Source organism: Aureimonas altamirensis, from assembly GCF_001463885.1.
Lineage (GTDB): Bacteria > Pseudomonadota > Alphaproteobacteria > Rhizobiales > Rhizobiaceae > Aureimonas > Aureimonas altamirensis.
Map to the genome: position 1 here is coordinate 22,142 of NZ_BBWQ01000006.1, position 18,924 is coordinate 41,065.

Genomic DNA, 18,924 nt, shown 5'->3' on the forward strand with positions numbered 1-18,924 from the left:
GCATATGCAGGGCAGGTTCAGGACAATCGTCGCCGGCGCGCTTCTGGGCACGGCGCTTCTGGCGGGTGCGGCCGGCGTGGCCGGGGCGCAGGACGCCAAGCATACCATCGTCACGGTGGTGAAGCTTTCGGGCATCGCCTGGTTCAACCGCATGGAGGAGGGCGTCAAGGAGTTTGCCGCCGATACCGGCAACGATGCGACGCAGGTTGGCGCGGCGACCGCCGATGCGGCGCTGCAGATCCAGCTTATCGAAGACCTGATCGCGCGGGGCGTGGACGCGATCACCGTTGTTCCCAATTCTCCGCAGGCGCTGGAGCCGGTGCTGAAACGGGCGCTGGACAACGATATCGTGGTCGTCGGCCACGAGGGCGCCGACCTCCAGAACATCACCTACGATATCGAGGCCTTCGACAACGCCGCCTATGGCGAGCATCTGATGGAGCGACTGGCGACGGAGATGGGCGGCGAGGGCGAATATGCCGTCTTCGTCGGCTACCTGACCTCCAATACGCATAATCAGTGGGTGGATGCCGCCATCGCCTACCAGAAAGAGAAGTACCCCAACATGACGCTTGTCGTGGACAAGCTGGAATCCGAAGAGCAGCAGCAGACGGCCTACCAGAAAACCCGCGAGCTGCTTCGCACCCATCCGAACCTGAAGGGCATCCAGGGCTCTGCCGGCGAAGACGTCGTCGGGGCGGCCATCGCCGTGGAAGAAGCCGGCCTGTCCGGCAAGGTCAAGATCGTCGGCACCAGCCTGCCGTCCGTCTCGGGCCCCTATCTGGAGTCCGGCGAGATCGCCATGATCTCCTTCTGGGACCCCGCCAAGGCAGGCTACGCCATGAATGTCGTGGCGGCGAAGGCGCTGAACGGGGAAAGCATCGAGGACGGCTCCGACCTCGGCGTCGAGGGCTATGACAAGGTCAAGCTGGACGGCAAGGTCATCTATGGCCAGGCCTGGGTGGACGTGACCGCCGAGAACATGGACCAGTACGACTTCTGATACGCGCCGCAACGAGGGGCGGCCGCCTGGCCGCCCCGTCATCTCAACCGGAACGGAGGTACGCGCTTGGCCGAAACGATGTCCATGTCCGGCATCCGAAAATCCTATGGGCCGGTGCGGGTGCTGGAAGATGTCAGCCTGACCCTGGAGCCGGGCGAAGTGCGCTGCCTTGCCGGCGAGAACGGCTCCGGCAAGTCGACGCTAATTAAGATATTGTCCGGCGTCGTGGCCACGGATGCGGGCCGGGTGGAGATCGGCGGGCGCCCCGTTGCCGGCGATGCGCGCGCTGCCATCGATGCCGGGCTGGCGGTTATCTACCAGGATTTCTCGTTGTTCCCCAATCTCGGCGTCGCGGAAAACATCGCGATGCTTCAGGCGGTTTCATCCGGCACGCGCCTGCACCGTGGCCGGGCGCAGAGGCGGCTGGCCGAGAGTGTGCTGGAGCGCATGGGCGTGACGCTGGACCCTTCCATGCTGGTGGAGCTTCTGCCCGTCGCGTCCAAGCAGCTCGTGGCCATCGCCCGAGCCCTGGCCAACGACGCGCGCATCATCGTCATGGACGAGCCGACCACGGCGCTGACCCGAAGCGAGGTGCGGCGGCTGGCCGAGATCGTCGCCACGCTGAAGGCGGATGGTGTCTCGTTTCTGTTCGTCAGTCACAAGACGGAAGAAGTCTTCGCCTTTTCCGATACGGTCACCGTCTTGCGTGACGGGCGCGTCGTCGCCGAAGGGCGCGCCGGCGAGTTCGACGCCGAAAGGCTGGGCCGCGAGATGACCGGGCGCAGCGTGGACAGCCAGCGGCTGGACCGCCCGCCCGTGGTGCCCGCCGCTCCATTCCTGAGAATGCGGGGCCTGTCGCGCCGTGGCGAATACGAGGACATCGACCTCGACCTCTTCCCAGGCGAGATCGTCTCCATCGTCGGACTTCTCGGCTCGGGCCGGACGGAACTTGCCCTGACGCTGTTCGGCATGATGCAGTCCGACGCGGGAACGATCGAGATCGACGGCCGGTCGGCGCATCTTTCGAGCCCTGTTGCCGCAGTGGAGGCCGGTATCGCCTATGTGCCGGAGGACCGGCTGACCGAAGGGCTCTTCCTCGACCAGCCCATTGCCGACAACATCCTGGTTTCCAGCCTTGAAAACTCGCTTGCGGGCGGCCTTCTCGACAGGCGGTCTTTGGCGGCGCGCGCACGCAGCGCGGTCACACGGCTGCGCATCAAGACGCCGGGGATAGAGCCGGCGGTTGCGACCCTTTCGGGCGGCAACCAGCAGCGGGTCGTGCTGGCGCGCTGGATGGAGCGCGCGCCCCGGCTGATGATCCTCAACGGGCCGACGGTCGGCGTCGACATCGGCTCCAAGCGCGAGATCCACGAACTGCTTCTTGCGCTTCGCCGCGACGGTACGGCGCTGATGGTGGTGACCGACGACATAGGCGAGGCCACGGCGATTTCCGACCGCATCATGGTGATGGTGAAGGGCCGGATGACCGGCCCCTACGACCCCGAAACCGTCGATGACGAGGCCATATACGCGGCCGTCACACAGGAAGGAGGGCGCTGATGCGGCGTGCAGTCCAGCTTCTCGCTTCGCCGCAGGGCATCGTCCTGGTTTTCGCGCTGCTCTTCGCGCTGGGCGTCGGCACGATCAATCCCGGCTTTCTCTCGGCGGCCACCATCGTCGATCTTCTGCGCAATTCGATCGTCACGGGGATCTTCGCGCTGGGCGTCATGATGATCCTGGCATCCGGCGGCATCGACGTATCCTTCACCGCCATCGGCGCCTTCGCGATGTATACGACGACCGTGCTCATCATGGGCGTCGACCTCGACATACCCATCATCGGCTATTTCGTCGTCAGCGCCCTGATCGGCGCCGCGCTGGGCCTCGTCAACGGCATCCTCATCGGCGGCCTCGGCCTGCCGACGCTGATCGTGACCCTGGGCACGCTCAGCTTTATCCGGGGCGCGCTGCTGACCTTCGTCGGCACGACCTACATCACCAACGTCCCGCGTGAGGTGATCGGTTTCGCGCGCACGGTGATCCTGCGGCTGGAAAACGCCGTGGGCCAACTCGTTTCGCTGCCGCTCTCCTTCGTGGTTCTCGTCGTCGTCGCGCTGTTCGTCGCCGTCCTGATGAACGTTACCCTGTTCGGCAGGAAGATCTACGCGATCGGTGGCTCGGAAGAGGGTGCGCGGCGTATCGGCATCGACGTCGCCCGCGTCAAACTGCTGATCTATGTCATTGCCGGCGGCATCGCGGGCCTTGCCGGTATGACGCACATGACGCTGTCGCGCATGGCCAATCCATTCGACCTGGTCGGCTCGGAGCTCGACGTGATCGCGGCCGTGGTGCTGGGCGGCGCGCGCATACAGGGCGGCCACGGCACCGTCGTGGGCACGCTGATCGGCGCGCTGGTGATCACCATGATCAATACGTCGCTGCTCAGTGCCGGCGTGCCGTCCTACTGGCAGAAGGTCGTCATCGGCATCCTGATCATCGTCGGCACGAGCCTGCCGATCCTGATCGAAACCTATCGCAAGCATCATGAAAGGCTGGCGCGGGCCGGCTGACAGAAAGGGGAGGCCATCCTTGAAGAAAATCCTGAACGCACCGGGAGCCTATGTCGACGAGATGCTGGATGGCTTCGTCGCGGCGCATCCGCAGTATTATGCCCGGCCCGAACCCCGCGTGATCCTACGGGCCGACGGCGCTTCGGAGGGGCGCGTCGGCATCGTCACGGGCGGGGGCTCGGGCCATATGCCGGTCTTCACAGGCTATGTCGGGCGCGGCTTCCTGACGGCATGCGCGATCGGCGATGTCTTCGCCAGCCCGTCGGCCGAGCAGATGGCCACCGCCATCCGCCTGTCGGATGGCGGGGCGGGCGTGCTGCGCCTTTACGGAAATTACGGCGGCGATGTCATGAATTTCGACATGGCCGGCGAGATGGTGGAAATGGAGCACGATATCGCCACCACCACGGTCCTGCTTGCCGACGACATCGTGTCCGCCCCGAAGGAAGAAGCAGACAAGCGCCGGGGCGTCGCCGGCATGGTCTATGCGTTCAAGATCGCGGGTGCCGCGGCCGAAGCCATGGCCGATCTTGGCGAAGTGACGCGCGTTGCCCAGAAGGCGGCGGACGCCTGCCGCTCCATCGGCATGGCGCTGACGCCGTGCATCGTGCCTCAGGCCGGCAAGCCGACCTTCGAACTGGGGCCCGACGAGATGGAGATGGGCATGGGCATTCATGGCGAGCCCGGAATCTGGCGCGACACCCTGAAGCCGGCGGATGCCATCGTGGACGAGATGGTGGACCGGCTTCTGGCCGACCAGTCGCTCGGACGCGGCGACAGGGTCTCGGTTCTCGTCAACTCTCTCGGGGCGACCCCGCTCGAAGAATTGTACATCATGTATCGCCGCGTGAAGCAGCGCCTCGACGGCGAGGGGATCGACATCGTCATGCCCCTGGTAGGCCGCTACGCGACGTCGATGGAAATGACCGGCGCCACCATCACCACGCTGGCGCTCGACGGCGAGCTGGAGACCCTCCTGCAGGCGCCGGCCGAATGTGCCTATTGGCGGGTCGGTTGATGGGTGTTGCACCGATGAGCGATCGAATCGATACCGCCGCGCTGCACGGCGCGCTTGTCCGGGTTGCCGCCGCCGCCGAGGCCGCGGCGCCGGAGCTGAATGCGGCCGACGGCGCGCTGGGTGACGGAGACCTTGGCATCACCGTCTCGAAAGGCTTCGCGGCTGCGGCTGCGGCGGATCTGCCGGACGATATCGGCCTGGCCTTCCTGGAATGCGCCAAGGCATTCCAGCGGGTTTCCTCTTCGTCCTACGGCACTTTGGTCGCCACCGGCTTCATGGCGGCGGCCAAGGCAACGAAAGGGCGGAGCGATATCGCCGCCGAAGAGGTGCCTGAACTGGTCGCCGCCGCGCGCGATGCGATGATGGCGCGCGGCAAGGGGCAACTGGGCGACAAGACCGTGCTCGATGGCCTGGATGCCATCGCCTCGGCACTTAAAGGCATGGACGGTGGCGGCATGCGGCGCCAGGCGGTGGAAGCGGTGGAGGCCACCCTGCAGGCGTTCAAGGGGCGGCCTTGCAAGCTGGGGCGCGCGCGCATGTTTGCTGAAAAGAGCGCCATGCTGGACGATCCCGGGCAGCTTGCGCTGCTGCATATCGTGCGCGGCTTATACTGACTGTTCATTGTGGAAAGACGCAGTGTCGCCAAGGCATCGATTGACGGACCACGCCTGTGGCGTCAACACCCCCGGTAGATGACTCTTCCCAAGGAGCGGACATGAAGCGCGTTGCAGTTTTCAACGGATCCCTGCGCAAGGAATCCATCAATCGCAAGTTTGCGGAAAGCATCGCCCGGCTCGCCTCCGGCAAGCTCGAGTTTCACTTCGTCGAGATCGGCGACCTGCCCCTCTACAATGACGACCTGATGGCCGATGGGGTGCCCGCTTCGGTTGCGCGCGTGAAGGCCGAGATCGAGGCTGCCGACGCCGTGCTGTTCGTCACGCCCGAGTATAACCGTGCCTACACGCCCGCCATCAAGAACGTGATCGACTGGGCATCGCGGCCCTACGGCAAGAATTCTTGGAGCGCGAAGCCCTCGGCCGTCATCGGCACCACGCCCGGAGCCACCGGCACGGCGGCTGCGCAGAACTCGCTGAAGGGCCTTCTGACGGTCGTGGACACGGTCCTGATGGGGCAGCCGGAAGTGTACTTCACCTACAAGCCGGAGCTGTTCGACGCCGAAGGCTCGGTGGTGGACGCCTCGACGCGCAATTTCCTGACCGCCTGGGTGGACCGTTTCTCCGCCTGGATCGAGCGGACATCCGAGCGCAAGACGCAGGATCAGGCCGGCCCGGCACGATAATCGCCGGCCCGATAATCGCCGGAATGCGGCGGCAGGGTGCGCCGACTGCATGTTCGAGTATCAGGGATGTTTCATGGCCAAGCGTAGACGGATAACCATCGCAACTCTTGCGGTGCTGGCCATACCTGCCGTCACGGGCATCCACATGGCGCTCGGACAGATGACCGGCAACTTCCACGAGGTGCTGCCGGGGCAACTCTACCGTTCGGCCCAGCCGGACGGGGAGGACATAGACGAGATGGTGCGCGTTCATGGCGTGCGCACCATCATCAACCTGCGCGACGAGGCGCATGGAAGCTGGTACGCGGAGGCCGGTTCGGCGGCTGCGCGCAACGGCGTCCGGATGGTCGATTTCCCGATGAGCTCGGCGCAGGAAGTGCCCGTCGACAGGTTGCAGCAACTGGCTGCCATCATGCGGGATGCCGAAAAGCCGGTGCTGATCCACTGCGAGCATGGTGCCAACCGCACCGGGCTGGCCTCGGCGGTCTATGTCGGTGCCGTCGCCGGCAGAAGCGAGTTGTTCTCCGAGTTCCAGCTTTCGCCTTTTTACGGGCATGTCCCCATCCCGGGGATCGGTCGCTACGAGATGTACAGCTCGTGGGACAAGTTCGAGGAAACCATCGGTTTCTGACGATCCGTTTGTTACCGGTTGGTAGACAAGCTCCGATTGCAGTATGAATAGGTGGCTAACGCTGGATTGGGGAGCCGCTTGAAGAACCATCGGGCCTCGACTGCCTTCAAGGGCTACTCCCTTCCGAAGACGGCGTTGGGCCGCTGGCTTGGCCATATTTCGGAAGATGCACCCCTGGACGTCAAAGGCCGGCTTCTGGGCGGCCTCTTCGGCACCATCCCCATCTTCCTGGGCGGTGTGGTCAACACCATTCTCGTAGCCGCGTTCATCGCAATCCGCATCGATGCGCCACGCTTCTATGTCTGGGTCGGCCTCGAGATCGTCATCTGTCTGGCCCGTGTCTATCTGCTGGTCCGCTCCAGGCGGATGGCGCAGCTTGGCCGCGACACCAATACCGACGGCATGATCATGCTGGCGCTCGCCTGGGCGGCCGGCGTCGGCTACGGCAGCTTCATATGCCTCCTGTCCGGCGATTGGGTCGCCTCCACCATGGCGATGATGTCGTCGGCCGCCATGATCGGCGGTATCTGCATCCGCAATTTCGGCACGCCGCGCCTGGCCTCGGCCATGATGGTGCTGGCCTTCGGCCCCGCCTGCTTTGCGCTGCCCTTTACCGGAGAGCCGCTGCTGCTGCTCGGGCTGGTGCAGATACCCTTCTATATCTTCAGCATGTGCCGCGCCGCCTATGTGCTGAAATCCACTCTCGTCACCACCATGATGGCCGAGCGCCAGCACGCGCTTCTATCCAGCCACGACGCGCTGACGGGCCTTCTCAACCGGGTAGGGCTTGCTGCCGAACTGCGTCGTATCGCCACCCGGGCGCAGGCGTCCGGACGGCTGGTCGCCTTCATGTACATGGACCTCGACGGCTTCAAGGCGGTCAATGACGGCTACGGCCACGATGTCGGCGACGCCGTCTTGAGCGCTGCCGCGGACCGGCTCCAGGACCATTGTTCCGCCGAAGCGGGAGCGGCGCGCATAGGGGGCGACGAGTTCGTCTTCGTCTGCCTGTGCGACGACGCGGCATCGGCCGAAAGGGTGGCCGTGCGCCTGATGCAGGATCTGCAGGCCCCCTACGAGATTGCGGGCATCGACATCGACTCCATCGGCGTCAGCATCGGCATTGCGTTCGCCGAGCCAGATGCAGCCGGGCGGGTCGAGCTGAAGCCACTGCTGCGGGCCGCCGACAGCGCGCTCTATGCGGCCAAGAGAAGCGGCAAGGGCAAGTTTACGCGGGCTGCGGACCCTGTATAAGACCTTTTGGCAGCGTGCCGTGCCGATTGTAATTCCATTTTCCTTCCTTTGGCCGAAACGGTAAAGTAAGTTTTTACTTGGCCCGTTTACCGGTGCCGAAACAGCACTCCGGATGTCGGAGCGGTTAAACAAGGCGTTCGCACTCATGTCATTGATAGTCGTTGTTGATGATCAAGGCAGCAACCAAAGGATATACTCTCGCCTGTCGAAGCTCGCGGGCGAGGACGTCAACGTCAAAACCTTTGCAAGTCCGTTCCGGATGCTCGACTGGCTCGAAGAAGGCGAGCCGGACCTCATCATCACGGACTACAAGATGCCGGGCATGGACGGTGCGCAGCTAACCCGTCGCCTTCGCGACATGCCCAATTCCGCCGACGTTCCCATCATCGTGCTGACGGCCTACGAAGATCTCAGCTTCCGCCTCATGGCCCTCGAGGCCGGCGCGACGGACTTCCTGCAGACGCCCGTCAACCACGAAGAATTCGTCAGCCGGGCACGCAATTTCCTGAAGTTCCGCCGCCAGCAGCAGAGCGTCAAGCTGAAGGCGCAGGCGCTGGAGCGCCGTCTGCTGGATTCCGAGTATTTCCGCCAGATTGCCGTGCGCGACAGCCGCGAGCAACTGGCGCAGGTCATCGATACGGTGCCGGCGCTGATCAGCGCCACCGACCGCGATGGCCGATGCGTCTTCGTGAATGCGATGTTTGCCGTCTATTCCGGCCGCGATCCGGCCGCCTGCGTCGGCCTTCCTGCCGAAACGCTGCTGGCAGGCACCGACGTGACACGGCTTCGGCAGGTGGAGCGCAGCGTGCTGACGCGCGGCCTGCCGCACCCTGCCTACGAGGAAGCGATCCAATCTCCCGAAGGGAGCGAGCGCTACTTCCTGACGACGAAGTCGCCGCTGATGGACGCCAACAGCAAGGTCGTCGGCGTCCTGACCTCATCGCTGGACGTCAGCGAGCAGAAGATGGCGCATGAGCGGCTGCGGGAGCTGGCCCTTCATGACGGGCTCACCGGCCTGCCCAACCGGACCTATCTATCGAACCGCGTCCAGTCGCTGCTGCTGGAGCCGGCGCGGCCGGGGCGCATGCATGCGCTGCACCTTCTGGATATCGACCGCTTCAAGACCGTCAACGATACGCTCGGCCATTATGTCGGCGACCAGCTCCTGCAGTCTATCGCCCAGAGGCTGAAGCTGCTGATCGACGAAAACACGACCTTGTCCCGCCTCGGCGGCGACGAGTTCGCCTTCCTGCAGGAGGGGATCACCGACGTGTCGGAGGCGGAAGCGCTGGCCCGCCGCATCGTCTCCACCCTGTCCGATCCGATCGATGTCGCCCGCCACCGGGTCAACGCCACGGCAAGCCTCGGCATTGCGCTCATCGGCCCGCATGGGCAGGACGTGAACGAAATTCTCAAGAATGCCGATCTGGCCATGTATCAGGCCAAATCCGAAGGCCGTAACCGATACAGCGTCTTCGCCGCCGATTTGCGGGCCCGCATCAAGGAATCCTCCCTGCTCGAGGCCGCCATGCGCGATGCGCTGGCGCGTGGAGAGTTCGTGCTGCATTACCAGCCGCAGGTGGATATCGCCTCGCGCCGCATCGCCGGCGTGGAGGCGCTAATCCGCTGGCAGCATCCGCAGCGCGGGCTTTTGTCGCCGGCCGAATTCCTGAGCGTCGCCGAAGAGACGGGGTTGATCGCGCCCATCTCCGACTGGGTCCTGCGCGAGGCGTGCCGCCAGGCGCAGGAGTGGCGCACCATGGGCTTCGAAAGCCTCACCATGGCCGTCAATTTGGCGCCGGTGCAGTTCAATTACGACGACATTCCGAAGATGGTGTCGCGCGTGCTGGCCGACACCGGCCTGCCATCGGCCAATCTGGAACTGGAACTGACGGAGAACACCTTCTTCGATCCGGTCCAGAACCCGTCTCCGCGCTTGGCGGTGCTGCACAACATGGGCATCCGGCTGACCCTCGACGATTTCGGAACGGGGTATTCCTCGCTGCTGCGGGTCAAGATGCTGCCCATCGACGCGATCAAGATCGATCGCGGGTTTCTGGAGGCCATCCCGGGCAGCGAGGCGGACGCCGCCATCGTGCGTGCGATCATCCGGCTGGCTCATGGCCTGAAGCTGCAGGTGGTTGCCGAAGGTGTCGAAACCGCCGAGCAACTCGCCTTCCTCGCGGATGAAGGATGCGAACTGGTGCAGGGTTTCTATCTCGGGCGTCCGGTGGCAGCCGACGCCTGCCTGAAGGCGCTGCTCGACAACAGGCAGGCAGTCGGCAACGCCGCATAAAAAAACAAAGTAGAACGGCTTAACGGCGGATCAGAACGAGCTTTGAGTGTGATTATCAAAGAATGGGCGGCCTGGTTTCGCAGGCGCCCAGATCGCGAGCACGAGATCACGCTCAATCGTGCCGGCATCTCTCTGGCAATCCTGATCTTCACGCTGTTCTTCATGCCACACGGCGAAACCGCCTTCGCCGCGCGTCTGATCTCCGTGCTTTACCTTGTCTCGGCCATGATCCTTCTGGCGCATCTGATATGGCGGCCGGAAGTATCCAATGTCCGGCGCATCGTCGCGATGGCCGTCGACCTGGTGCTCCTGTCCTGCGGCCTCGCCATCGGGCAGGGCTCCGTCGCCATTCTCTACCCGTTCTATTACTGGATCATCCTCGGCAACGGCTTCCGTTATGGCGAGGGCTATCTCTATTCCGCAACGGTGGCCGGTACGCTCGGCTTTCTGACGGTCATCCTGACCTCGCCTTACTGGCAGAGCCAGCCGCTTCTGTCGGGTGGCCTTCTCGGCGGCATCGTCATCCTGCCCCTCTACGCCGCAACGCTGATCCGCAGCCTGTCACGCGCCAAGGAAGCCGCCGAGCAGGCAAACCGGGCAAAATCCGCCTTCCTGACCAGCGTCAGCCACGAATTGCGCACGCCGCTCAACGCCATCATGGGGTCGACGGACCTCCTGGTGGATACCACGCTCCGGCGCGATCAACGCGACATGGTGGACACGATCCGGGTCGCCTCCAGTGCGCTCCTGTCGCAGATCAACGATCTTCTCGATCTGTCCAGCATCGAATCCGGCCGGCTACAGCTGACGCCCGTCACCTTCGACCCGCTGGACCTTCTGGCCGGGGTGCGCGATGTCGGCGCCGTGCAGGCGCGGGCAAAAGACATCGAGTTTCATCTGTTCGCGACCGCACGCACGCCATCGCTGCTGACCGCCGACGAGCGGCGCATGCGCGAGGTTCTCATCAACCTCGTCGGCAATGCCATCAAGTTCACCGAGACCGGGTCGGTGACCCTGTCGGTCGACTATGTCGAGGGCAAGGGCGCTCCGTCGCTGGTGTTCGAGGTGGAGGATACCGGCATCGGCATGACCGATGACGAGCAGGAAGTCATCTTCAAGCGGTTCACGCAGGCCAACGCCACCATTCTCAATCGCTTCGGAGGGACCGGGCTGGGCCTTGCCATCGTGCGGGAACTGGTGGAGCTGCAGCGCGGCGATATCGAGGTTAGCAGCACCCCGGGCAAGGGCAGCCTGTTCCGGGTGCGCATTCCCGTGCGCAAGGCGAGCGAAGCGGAAGCGCCCACAGGTTCGCTTCTGGCCGAGACGAAGGTGATCCTTCTCGATCCGTCGGATGTCTATGGCGGCGTCGTACCGCCCGTGATACAGCGCAACAGCGGAATTGCCGTAATTGCCGGGACGGTAGAGCAGGCGGTGACGCAGATCGTGCTGCCGGCCCCGGATGAGATCCGGCATCGCGTGGTGCTGCTGGTTGAGGTGGAGACCGGCTGGCCGGAGGACGCCGACCCGGCGCAGTTCGTGGCCCATCTGAGGACAGCCGCTCCGACAGGCATATTCGGCTTGACGCGCCGGCCCAACGGGCTTCCGGCGGCGTCTATCAGACGCGTCGTTCCCTGCATCGTCGGCGAGGAGCGGTTCAGGGAGGATCTCATGCAGGCAATGCGACTGATCAGGCGCGCTACGGAAGCCGCATCGGGCAGCCATTCCACCATCGTGCGCCGCGAGAAGGGCCTCCGCATACTTCTGGCCGACGACAACCGCGTCAACCAGAAGGTCATCAGCCGGATTCTCGAGGCGGGCGGGCACTACGTCAGGGTGGTCGTCGATGGCGAAGCGGCCCTCGACGCCATGGAGGCGGGCGGCATCGATTTTGTGCTGATGGACCTGAACATGCCGGGCATGGACGGCGTGGAATCCACCAAGCTGTTTCGCATGATGTCGCTTGGCCGGCCGCATCTGCCGATTGTCGGCCTGACGGCCGACGCAACGAAGGCGGCAAGCGACCGGGCAGTGGAAGCCGGCATGGACGCCTGTCTGACAAAGCCCGTCAACGGGCCCACCCTGCTCGACAAGATCGATCTTCTGTTTGCCGAGCACGGCGACGGTGCCGCTTTGGACGCGGATCGACGGCCCGTGGCGGACCTGAAGCTGGTAAGCGAGACGGAGGTGCCGTCGGCACGCGCCGGCGAAGGCGACCAGCATGTCGACACCGCAATGCTTAAGAACCTGGAGACCCTAGGTGGCCCGGCCTTCGTTGCGGCGGTCATATCCGACTTCCTGACCGACGGCAGCGCTCTGCTGCTGGAGCTTCGGGAGGTTGTCGCGGCGGGCGATGTCGCCGGCTATGCGGAAAAGGCGCACGCGCTTCAAAGCGGCGCGGGCAATATCGGTGTGCTCCGGGTGGCGGAATCGTGCCGGAGCTGGCGTCCCCAATCGTCGCAGGAACTGGTCAAGGCCGGGCCCGCCGTCGTGGAAAGGATCGAGCAGGAGTTTGAAACCGCCCGCTCGATCCTGTTGCGTCAGCATGCGCGTCGTCCGCTTCTGATCTCCGACCGCGATCAGGGCGCCTGACGGCCTCATTCAGCGGCGATCAGCGCGTCCTGCTCGCGGCCTATGTTGCAGCGACGATCCTGGGCGGCTGCAAGGCGCTCCATCTTCTTCAGGTCGGACGGCGCAAGGCGCATCGCGGCATCGACCCAGATGTCGACGACATCGCGCAGCTCCTGCAGGGAGATGCCGGCAACCCGGTTGCGGGTGCGGAACACCGCCTGCATGGCGTTGTGGCTGCGCGACTGCCGTGCGCACCATGCGCGCAACGCCGCTTCGCCTTCTCCGTCTTCCGCCAGAACGTCGACAAGCCCGATGCGGTGCAGCTCTTCCGCGGTGTAGATACGGCCGCTGAGGATCATGCGCTCGGCTTCGACGGCACAGATGCGGCGCGCGATCAGGCTATAGGCGCCCATGCCGGGGAACAGGTTGAACAGCACCTCCGGCAGGCCGAAACGGGCGCTGCGCTCGGCCACGATGACGTTGCATGACAAGGCCGTCTCGAAGCCGCCGCCCAGCGCATCACCCTGCACGAGCGCCATGGTGACGACCGGCTGGTCGTAGCTGACCACGTTGTTCCAGACAATGTCGACGCAGGAATGGGCATACTTCTGGAGTAGAAGCTTGTGGCCCTTGCGGACGGCATCGGCGAAGAGGCGCAGGTCGCCGCCGAGGTTGAAGATGCCCGTGGACCGCGAGGCGACAACGAAATACTTGAATGGCAGCTCATTTTCGGGCGTCTGCGCCATGCGGTTGCGCAGGAAAGACTGCATCGATGTTACGTCCCGAAGCAGCTCCGGCGTGACGCTGGGCCGGGATTGCGGCTGCAGGTGACACCAGTAGATGCCGGCATCGCGGTCGAGCGAAAGATCGACATCGGAGTAAAGCGGCGTCCATGCGTCGCGGTCCTGCAGGCCGATGCCGGCCGTGGAGAGCAGGGAGGTCTGGGAAGGGTTCAAGAACTGGAAGGTCATCGGGAGGCTCCTGGTGCGATGGGAGGATGTGCTGGGACTTGTCCGGACGATAGTACACCGCCCTTATTGTGTTGTAACGCGGAAGTGCATCAATGCCCTTCGGACCACAAATAGTTGCAACTGAGTCACTTCTTTTGATCCTGCTGTCGAACGACTCTGGATGATCGATTTCTTGCCGCCGCCGGGACAGGCTGCATGCCTTCCTGGCGCGCTGGTATGACAGACGGACGACCATGGTCCTCCGAAGGACAAAACAGTTATCCTGTAAACAAAAACTTGCAATTGATTCGTTGCGCTTGTCCCATATTCGGCGCCGTGTCACACCGGGGCCGCCGAAACGATTTTGGGATTGGGCACGCGATGCAAGCACCGGTTGCCGGCCTTCGGGTCGTCGAATTTGCCAGGATTCTCGCTGGGCCCTGGATCGGCCAGACGCTGGCCGACCTAGGCGCGGACGTCGTCAAGGTCGAGGCGCCGGGCGGCGACGACACGCGAAGCTGGGGCCCGCCATTCGTGCCCGGTATCGATGGCGACCACCTCAGCGCGGCATATTTTCATGCCTGCAACCGTGGAAAACGGTCGATCGTACTCGACTTTTCGACGGAGCATGGGCGCGATGCCGCCCGCCGCCTGGCGGCCGACGCAGATGTCGTCATCGAAAACTTCAAGCTGGGCGGCCTCAAGAAGTACGGCCTCGACTATGAAAGCCTCTCGGCGCTGAACCCCCGGCTCGTCTACTGCTCCATCACCGGCTTCGGCCAGGATGGGCCTTATGCGCACCGCGCCGGCTACGATTACATCGTGCAGGGGCTTGGCGGCATCATGGACCTGACCGGCGATCCGCAGGGCGAGCCGCAGAAGGTCGGCGTCGCCTTCGCCGATATCTTTACCGGGCTCTACGGCGTCATCGCCATCCAGGCAGCCCTTGCCCAGCGGGAGCGGACGGGCAGGGGGCAGCATATCGACATGGCCCTTCTGGACTGCATGACAGGCGTTCTGGCCAACCAGGCGCTCAACTATCTGGTCTCGGGGGCCAGCCCGCATCGCATGGGCAATGCCCATCCCAACATAGCGCCCTATCAGGTCTTCGCCGTCGCCGACGGCCACATCATCCTTGCCGTCGGCAACGACGGTCAGTTCGCAAGATTGTGTGAAGCGCTGGGGCAATCCGGCCTTGCCGCACAGCCGGACTTTGCCACCAATGCCGCTCGTGTCGGACAGCGGGACCGGCTTACCGCGCTTCTGGCGCCCTTGATCGCCGCCCACGGGCGCGACGACTTCCTGGCCATGATGGAGGCCGCCGGGGTTCCGGCCGGGCCGATCAACAGCGTATCCGATGTCTTCGCAGATCCGCAGATTGTGGCGCGTGGCATGCGCATCGACATGGCGGAGGATGCCGCGCTCGGTGGCTCCGTACCCGGCGTCAGGACCCCGATCCGCTTTTCCGACGCGGAGCTGGCCCTGTCGCGGCCATCGCCGAGGCTGGGGCAGCACACGCAGGAGATACTGGCCGAAATCGGCATGGATGCCGCGTCACGAGGCGGCGCGTGACAGGATGGCGATGGCGTTGACGGTTGCGGCGGCCATGGCGCTGCCGCCCCGTCGCCCGTGAACGATGATGGATGCCAGCTCATGGCGCTCGGCCAGGGCCTGCTTGGATTCCACTGCGCCCACGAAGCCGACCGGCATGCCGACCACCAGCGCCGGTTGCGCGCCTGCCTGCGACACGCATTCCAGCAGCCGGAAGAGTGCCGTGGGGGCATTGCCGAATACCAGGATGGCGCCGTCGATGCGGTTGGCCCACAGGTCCACCGCAGCGGCGCTGCGCGTGGTCTGCAGGGCCTGGGCGTGGTCGGCCACCCCGGCATCGTCGAGGGTGCAGGCAATGTCCACGCCCGGCGGCAGCAGCCTCTGGATGATGCCACGCGCCACCATTTGGACATCGCACAGGATGGCTCGTCCGGCCCGCATCGCCTGCATGCCGGCAGCGACCGCGCCGGGGGTGAAACCTACGTCCGCAGCGATATCCACCATGCCGCAGGCGTGGATGATGCGGGTGGCGACATCGGCCTCTTCGGCGGTGAAGCGCGACAGGTCCGCTTCCATCCGGATGGTTTCGAAGGATCTGGCATAGATCGCCTCCGGATTGCGCAGATAGTCGTAGGGCCGCTCTATGAAACCGCTCATGGTCCGCCATGTGTTGCAGTGCCGCGTCGCCGGGGCATTCTTCGTCTCCGCATGGGGTAAACCGCGTGATTAAGGGGTGCAACATGCGGTGCGGAAATGTAGGTGCGTGCTTGTCCGGTTCGTTTCACAGGGGGTGCCGTTGGCCGAAGGCGACATGAACGAAATCCCCGAGGTTGAAACCCCGGCGGCATCCGGCATCTACGACGACGAGGGCAACATGCTCCAATCGTTCATGGACCGCGTCCGCGAGGCGCTGGCCAGGGACGACGCGTTCGAGCTGCGCGAAGCCATCGGCGGCCTGCACGAGACCGAACTCGGCGAAGTCCTCGGCTATCTGACGACGGAGCAGCGCCAGGCCCTGGTTCGCCTGATGGGCGAGGATTTCGACTATACCGCGCTGACCGAGGTGGACGAGGCCATCCGCCTCGAGATGATCCACGCCATGCCGCCCGAGCAGGTCGCCGTCGCGGTATCGGAGCTCGCATCGGACGATGCCGTCTACATCCTGGAGGATCTGGACGCGCAGGACCGCGACGAGATCCTCAGGCGGCTGCCCTTCCGCGAAAGGCTTCGCCTTCGCCGGGCGCTGGAGTATCCGGAAGAATCCGCCGGTCGCCGCATGCAGACCGAGTTCGTCGCGGTGCCGCCCTTCTGGACCGTCGGCCAGACCATAGACTACGTGCGCGAAGACGACGATCTGCCCGAGACCTTTTCCGAGGTCTTCGTGGTGGACCCCTCGTTCAAGCTGCGCGGGGCGGTGGCGCTGCATGAGATCCTCCGGGCCAAGCGGCCCGAGAAGATCGAATCCATCATGCATCCGACGCGCCACGCCATCCCGGCCGTAATGGACCAGGAAGAGGCCGCGCAGATCTTCGAGCAGTACGATCTTCTGTCGGCTGCCGTGGTGGACGAAAACGAAACGCTTGTCGGGGTGCTGACGATCGACGATATCGTCGACGTGATCCAGGAAGAAGCGGAAGAAGATTTCCGTCGCCTCGGCGGCGTCGGCGACGAAGAGATATCCGACACCGTCCTGACGGCGGCGCGCTCGCGCTTCGCCTGGCTGTTCGTCAACCTGTTCACGGCCTTTCTGGCGGCATCCGTCATCGGGCTTTTCGACGGGACCATCCAGCAGATGGTGGCGCTGGCCGCGCTGATGCCGATCGTCGCCTCGATGGGCGGAAACGCGGCGGCACAGACCATGACGGTGACCGTGCGCGCCATCGCCACCCGCGACATTAACATTCATAATTCCGGGCGCATCCTGCGGCGCGAGGTGCTTGTTGGCCTTCTGAACGGCACGGTGATCGCCTTCCTGATCGGGCTGGTCGTCACGCTGTGGTTCGGAGAGACGAGCCTCGGCATAGTCATCGCGGTCGCCATGATCATCAACATGCTGGCCGCGGCGCTGGCCGGCATCTTGATCCCGCTGCTTCTGAACCGCGCCGGTGCAGACCCCGCAATCGCCTCCGCCGTCTTCGTGACGGCGGTCACCGACGTCGTGGGTTTCTTCGGCTTTCTGGGGCTGGCCTCGTGGTGGTTCGGACTGGCGCGCTGATGCGTGGCGGTAATTGACTTTTACGTAAATCTGATAAGAAAGAACCCAGGATTACGCTGGAGAGTTCGATGCGCGATTACTACACCATCACCGAGCTGACGCGCGAGTTCGACATCTCCACGCGTACGATCCGCTTCTACGAGGATGAGGGGCTCCTGTCGCCCATCCGGCGCGGTCGGACGCGCCTGTTCCGCCATTCGGACCGGCAGCTCCTGAAAAACGTTCTGCGCGGCAAGCGGCTGGGCTTTTCGATTGCTGAGATCCGCGAGATCATCGGAATGTATCGCTCTCCGCCCGGGGAGTCCGGGCAATTGCGTGCCATCGTGCGGCGCATCAACGAGCGCCGCGCCGAGCTGGAGCAGAAGCGCCGCGATATCCAGGAGCTTCTGGCCGAGCTGGATCAGGCGGAAGAGGCCTGCCTGACCCGGATGGCCGAGCTGGGTATCGCCCCCAACGGCTGATGACGCATCAGGGCAGGGTGCGCATCGTGCACATGGAGATCTTGTCCTGGAAATCGCCGGTCTGATCTTCCGTCAACCGGTTTGCCAGATAGGGCTCCATAAGGCCGGCATCGGAGAGTTCGGTTTCGACGCAGCCGCAATAGCTTTCGCAAATCTGCTCCGGCTGCTGCGCGGTGCAGGCGGCGATGCATTCTTGCCGGAAGACGCCTGTCAGGTCCGGCGGCATCACGTAGGACCACGCCGCGATCACCGCAATGTTGACCGGCTGGTGGATCAGGTAGAAGGCCAGCGAATGACTGCCGATGAAGCGGAGCGGGGCCGTCAGCGGCGTGGACAGGATTGCCGGGTTGAGCATCTTCAGCTTCAGCCAGCCTTCGTTTCGTGCCAGCCAGAGGCCGCAGCCGATGCCCAGAAGGATGATGCCCGTCCAGGGAAAGATCGGCACGATGTCGTTGGACATCGGCTCCTGTGCGGCAAAGCCGATCCAGGCCAGATATCGCGGGTTCATCGCGGCGGTCGTGTAGAGGTTGGGCAACGCGATCACCAGAATGCCGGCGGCCACCGCCAGCCATGTCGAGCGGCGGACGAAGGCAAGGCCGATCAGGCTGCCGACGGCGATCTGGTGCAGGATGCCGAAAAACACGAAGCTGCCGGGCGTGAACAGAAGCGTCGCGACCGTGATCGCCGTCGCACCGGCAGCGATCTGCGCCAGCCGCGTCAGGAAAGGCTGCCACCGGATGCCGCGCAGATGCGCCAGCACCAGCGAAAGACCCACGAGGAACAGGAAACTCGATGCGATCCCGCGGGCGAACAGACGCCAGCCACCGCTGTTCGCCGTTCCGCGTGCGATGTAGCCGAAGAATTCGAGATCCCAGGTGAAGTGATAGACCGCCATGGCGATCAGGGCGATGCCGCGCAACAGGTCCAGCACCTCGATGCGGCCTCGTTTCCTGCCCGCTGTTGCCGTCATCGCCATTCCTCGCTTTGCCACAGGCTGTTTGTAACCTTTCCGGCCTTTCCGCAAGCCCGGTCCGGGGTAGCCGACCACGTTCGCGACAGGCTTGCGTGGTAGACGGGGCATCGTTCCTCAAGCGGTGGTTTCTGGCG

The 18,924-nt window shown here is 64.4% G+C and carries 16 protein-coding genes; 13 read left to right on the forward strand and 3 right to left on the reverse strand.

All coding sequences use genetic code 11. The features are described from left to right. Window positions 1-4: 4 nt before the first annotated feature. The 10 genes from AUL31_RS04420 (at window position 5) to AUL31_RS04465 (ending at window position 12,661) form a co-directional block, all read left to right on the forward strand. The gene (locus tag AUL31_RS04420; RefSeq protein ID WP_060601936.1) at window positions 5-1,003 is read left to right on the forward strand and encodes an autoinducer 2 ABC transporter substrate-binding protein; all 999 of its coding nucleotides are present in this window, start codon (window positions 5-7) and stop codon (window positions 1,001-1,003) included. A 66-nt stretch (window positions 1,004-1,069) separates the two neighbouring features. Beyond that, window positions 1,070-2,563 (forward strand): sugar ABC transporter ATP-binding protein, encoded by a 1,494-nt coding sequence (locus AUL31_RS04425; protein ID WP_082646784.1) that lies wholly within the window; start codon window positions 1,070-1,072, stop codon window positions 2,561-2,563. Continuing rightward, on the forward strand, window positions 2,563-3,573 hold the full coding sequence (locus tag AUL31_RS04430) for an ABC transporter permease (RefSeq protein ID WP_060601939.1): 1,011 nt from the start codon (window positions 2,563-2,565) through the stop codon (window positions 3,571-3,573). The genes AUL31_RS04425 and AUL31_RS04430 overlap by 1 nt, the downstream gene beginning before the upstream one ends. 19 nt (window positions 3,574-3,592) lie before the next feature. Then, window positions 3,593-4,591, forward strand: a complete 999-nt coding sequence (locus AUL31_RS04435) for a dihydroxyacetone kinase subunit DhaK (protein ID WP_060602070.1) — start codon at window positions 3,593-3,595, stop codon at window positions 4,589-4,591. A 14-nt stretch (window positions 4,592-4,605) separates the two neighbouring features. After that, the gene (locus tag AUL31_RS04440) at window positions 4,606-5,205 is read left to right on the forward strand and encodes a DAK2 domain-containing protein (protein ID WP_060601940.1); all 600 of its coding nucleotides are present in this window, start codon (window positions 4,606-4,608) and stop codon (window positions 5,203-5,205) included. A 101-nt stretch (window positions 5,206-5,306) separates the two neighbouring features. After that, window positions 5,307-5,891: an NADPH-dependent FMN reductase gene (locus AUL31_RS04445; RefSeq protein WP_060601943.1), complete on the forward strand. Its 585-nt coding sequence runs from the start codon at window positions 5,307-5,309 to the stop codon at window positions 5,889-5,891. Between the two features lie 73 nt (window positions 5,892-5,964). Continuing rightward, a complete protein-coding gene (locus AUL31_RS04450) occupies window positions 5,965-6,522 on the forward strand; it encodes a dual specificity protein phosphatase family protein (protein WP_060602073.1) in 558 nt (185 codons plus the stop codon). Window positions 6,523-6,600: 78 nt separating this feature from the next. After that, window positions 6,601-7,776, forward strand: coding sequence for a GGDEF domain-containing protein (locus AUL31_RS04455; RefSeq protein WP_060601946.1), 1,176 nt, complete (start codon window positions 6,601-6,603; stop codon window positions 7,774-7,776). Between the two features lie 145 nt (window positions 7,777-7,921). Further along, window positions 7,922-10,072 (forward strand): two-component system response regulator, encoded by a 2,151-nt coding sequence (locus AUL31_RS04460; RefSeq protein ID WP_060602076.1) that lies wholly within the window; start codon window positions 7,922-7,924, stop codon window positions 10,070-10,072. Window positions 10,073-10,120: 48 nt separating this feature from the next. Continuing rightward, window positions 10,121-12,661, forward strand: coding sequence for a sensor histidine kinase (locus AUL31_RS04465; RefSeq protein ID WP_060601949.1), 2,541 nt, complete (start codon window positions 10,121-10,123; stop codon window positions 12,659-12,661). 5 nt (window positions 12,662-12,666) lie between these two features. Here AUL31_RS04465 and AUL31_RS04470 read toward each other — a convergent pair whose 3' ends face one another. Continuing rightward, the gene (locus AUL31_RS04470) at window positions 12,667-13,611 is read right to left on the reverse strand and encodes a crotonase/enoyl-CoA hydratase family protein (protein ID WP_060601952.1); all 945 of its coding nucleotides are present in this window, start codon (window positions 13,609-13,611) and stop codon (window positions 12,667-12,669) included. 360 nt (window positions 13,612-13,971) lie between these two features. Here AUL31_RS04470 and AUL31_RS04475 point away from each other — a divergent pair, with 360 nt between their 5' ends. Then, on the forward strand, window positions 13,972-15,162 hold the full coding sequence (locus tag AUL31_RS04475) for a CaiB/BaiF CoA transferase family protein (protein ID WP_060601955.1): 1,191 nt from the start codon (window positions 13,972-13,974) through the stop codon (window positions 15,160-15,162). Here AUL31_RS04475 and AUL31_RS04480 read toward each other — a convergent pair. After that, on the reverse strand, window positions 15,145-15,798 hold the full coding sequence (locus AUL31_RS04480; protein WP_060601958.1) for a precorrin-8X methylmutase: 654 nt from the start codon (window positions 15,796-15,798) through the stop codon (window positions 15,145-15,147). The genes AUL31_RS04475 and AUL31_RS04480 overlap by 18 nt on opposite strands. A 154-nt stretch (window positions 15,799-15,952) precedes the next feature. On the opposite strand from AUL31_RS04480, the gene mgtE reads away from it, so the two are divergent. Continuing rightward, window positions 15,953-17,356, forward strand: coding sequence for a magnesium transporter (gene mgtE / locus AUL31_RS04485; RefSeq protein WP_060602079.1), 1,404 nt, complete (start codon window positions 15,953-15,955; stop codon window positions 17,354-17,356). A gap of 68 nt (window positions 17,357-17,424) precedes the next feature. Continuing rightward, complete coding sequence (locus tag AUL31_RS04490) at window positions 17,425-17,817, forward strand: MerR family transcriptional regulator (RefSeq protein WP_039193646.1); 393 nt, start codon at window positions 17,425-17,427, stop codon at window positions 17,815-17,817. Between the two features lie 7 nt (window positions 17,818-17,824). On the opposite strand, the gene AUL31_RS04495 is transcribed toward AUL31_RS04490, so the two are convergent. After that, on the reverse strand, window positions 17,825-18,787 hold the full coding sequence (locus AUL31_RS04495; RefSeq protein WP_060602084.1) for a heparan-alpha-glucosaminide N-acetyltransferase: 963 nt from the start codon (window positions 18,785-18,787) through the stop codon (window positions 17,825-17,827). Window positions 18,788-18,924 lie beyond the last annotated feature (137 nt).

Coding starts and splice junctions, on each gene's coding strand:
- AUL31_RS04420 (WP_060601936.1), top strand. CDS start 5: ATGCAGGGCAGGTTCAGGACAATCGTCGCCGGCGCGCTTCTGGGCACG.
- AUL31_RS04430 (WP_060601939.1), top strand. CDS start 2,563: ATGCGGCGTGCAGTCCAGCTTCTCGCTTCGCCGCAGGGCATCGTCCTG.
- AUL31_RS04440 (WP_060601940.1), top strand. CDS start 4,606: ATGAGCGATCGAATCGATACCGCCGCGCTGCACGGCGCGCTTGTCCGG.
- AUL31_RS04445 (WP_060601943.1), top strand. CDS start 5,307: ATGAAGCGCGTTGCAGTTTTCAACGGATCCCTGCGCAAGGAATCCATC.
- AUL31_RS04450 (WP_060602073.1), top strand. CDS start 5,965: ATGGCCAAGCGTAGACGGATAACCATCGCAACTCTTGCGGTGCTGGCC.
- AUL31_RS04460 (WP_060602076.1), top strand. CDS start 7,922: ATGTCATTGATAGTCGTTGTTGATGATCAAGGCAGCAACCAAAGGATA.
- AUL31_RS04470 (WP_060601952.1), bottom strand. CDS start 13,611: ATGACCTTCCAGTTCTTGAACCCTTCCCAGACCTCCCTGCTCTCCACG.
- AUL31_RS04475 (WP_060601955.1), top strand. CDS start 13,972: ATGCAAGCACCGGTTGCCGGCCTTCGGGTCGTCGAATTTGCCAGGATT.
- AUL31_RS04480 (WP_060601958.1), bottom strand. CDS start 15,798: ATGAGCGGTTTCATAGAGCGGCCCTACGACTATCTGCGCAATCCGGAG.
- mgtE (WP_060602079.1), top strand. CDS start 15,953: ATGAACGAAATCCCCGAGGTTGAAACCCCGGCGGCATCCGGCATCTAC.
- AUL31_RS04490 (WP_039193646.1), top strand. CDS start 17,425: ATGCGCGATTACTACACCATCACCGAGCTGACGCGCGAGTTCGACATC.
- AUL31_RS04495 (WP_060602084.1), bottom strand. CDS start 18,787: ATGACGGCAACAGCGGGCAGGAAACGAGGCCGCATCGAGGTGCTGGAC.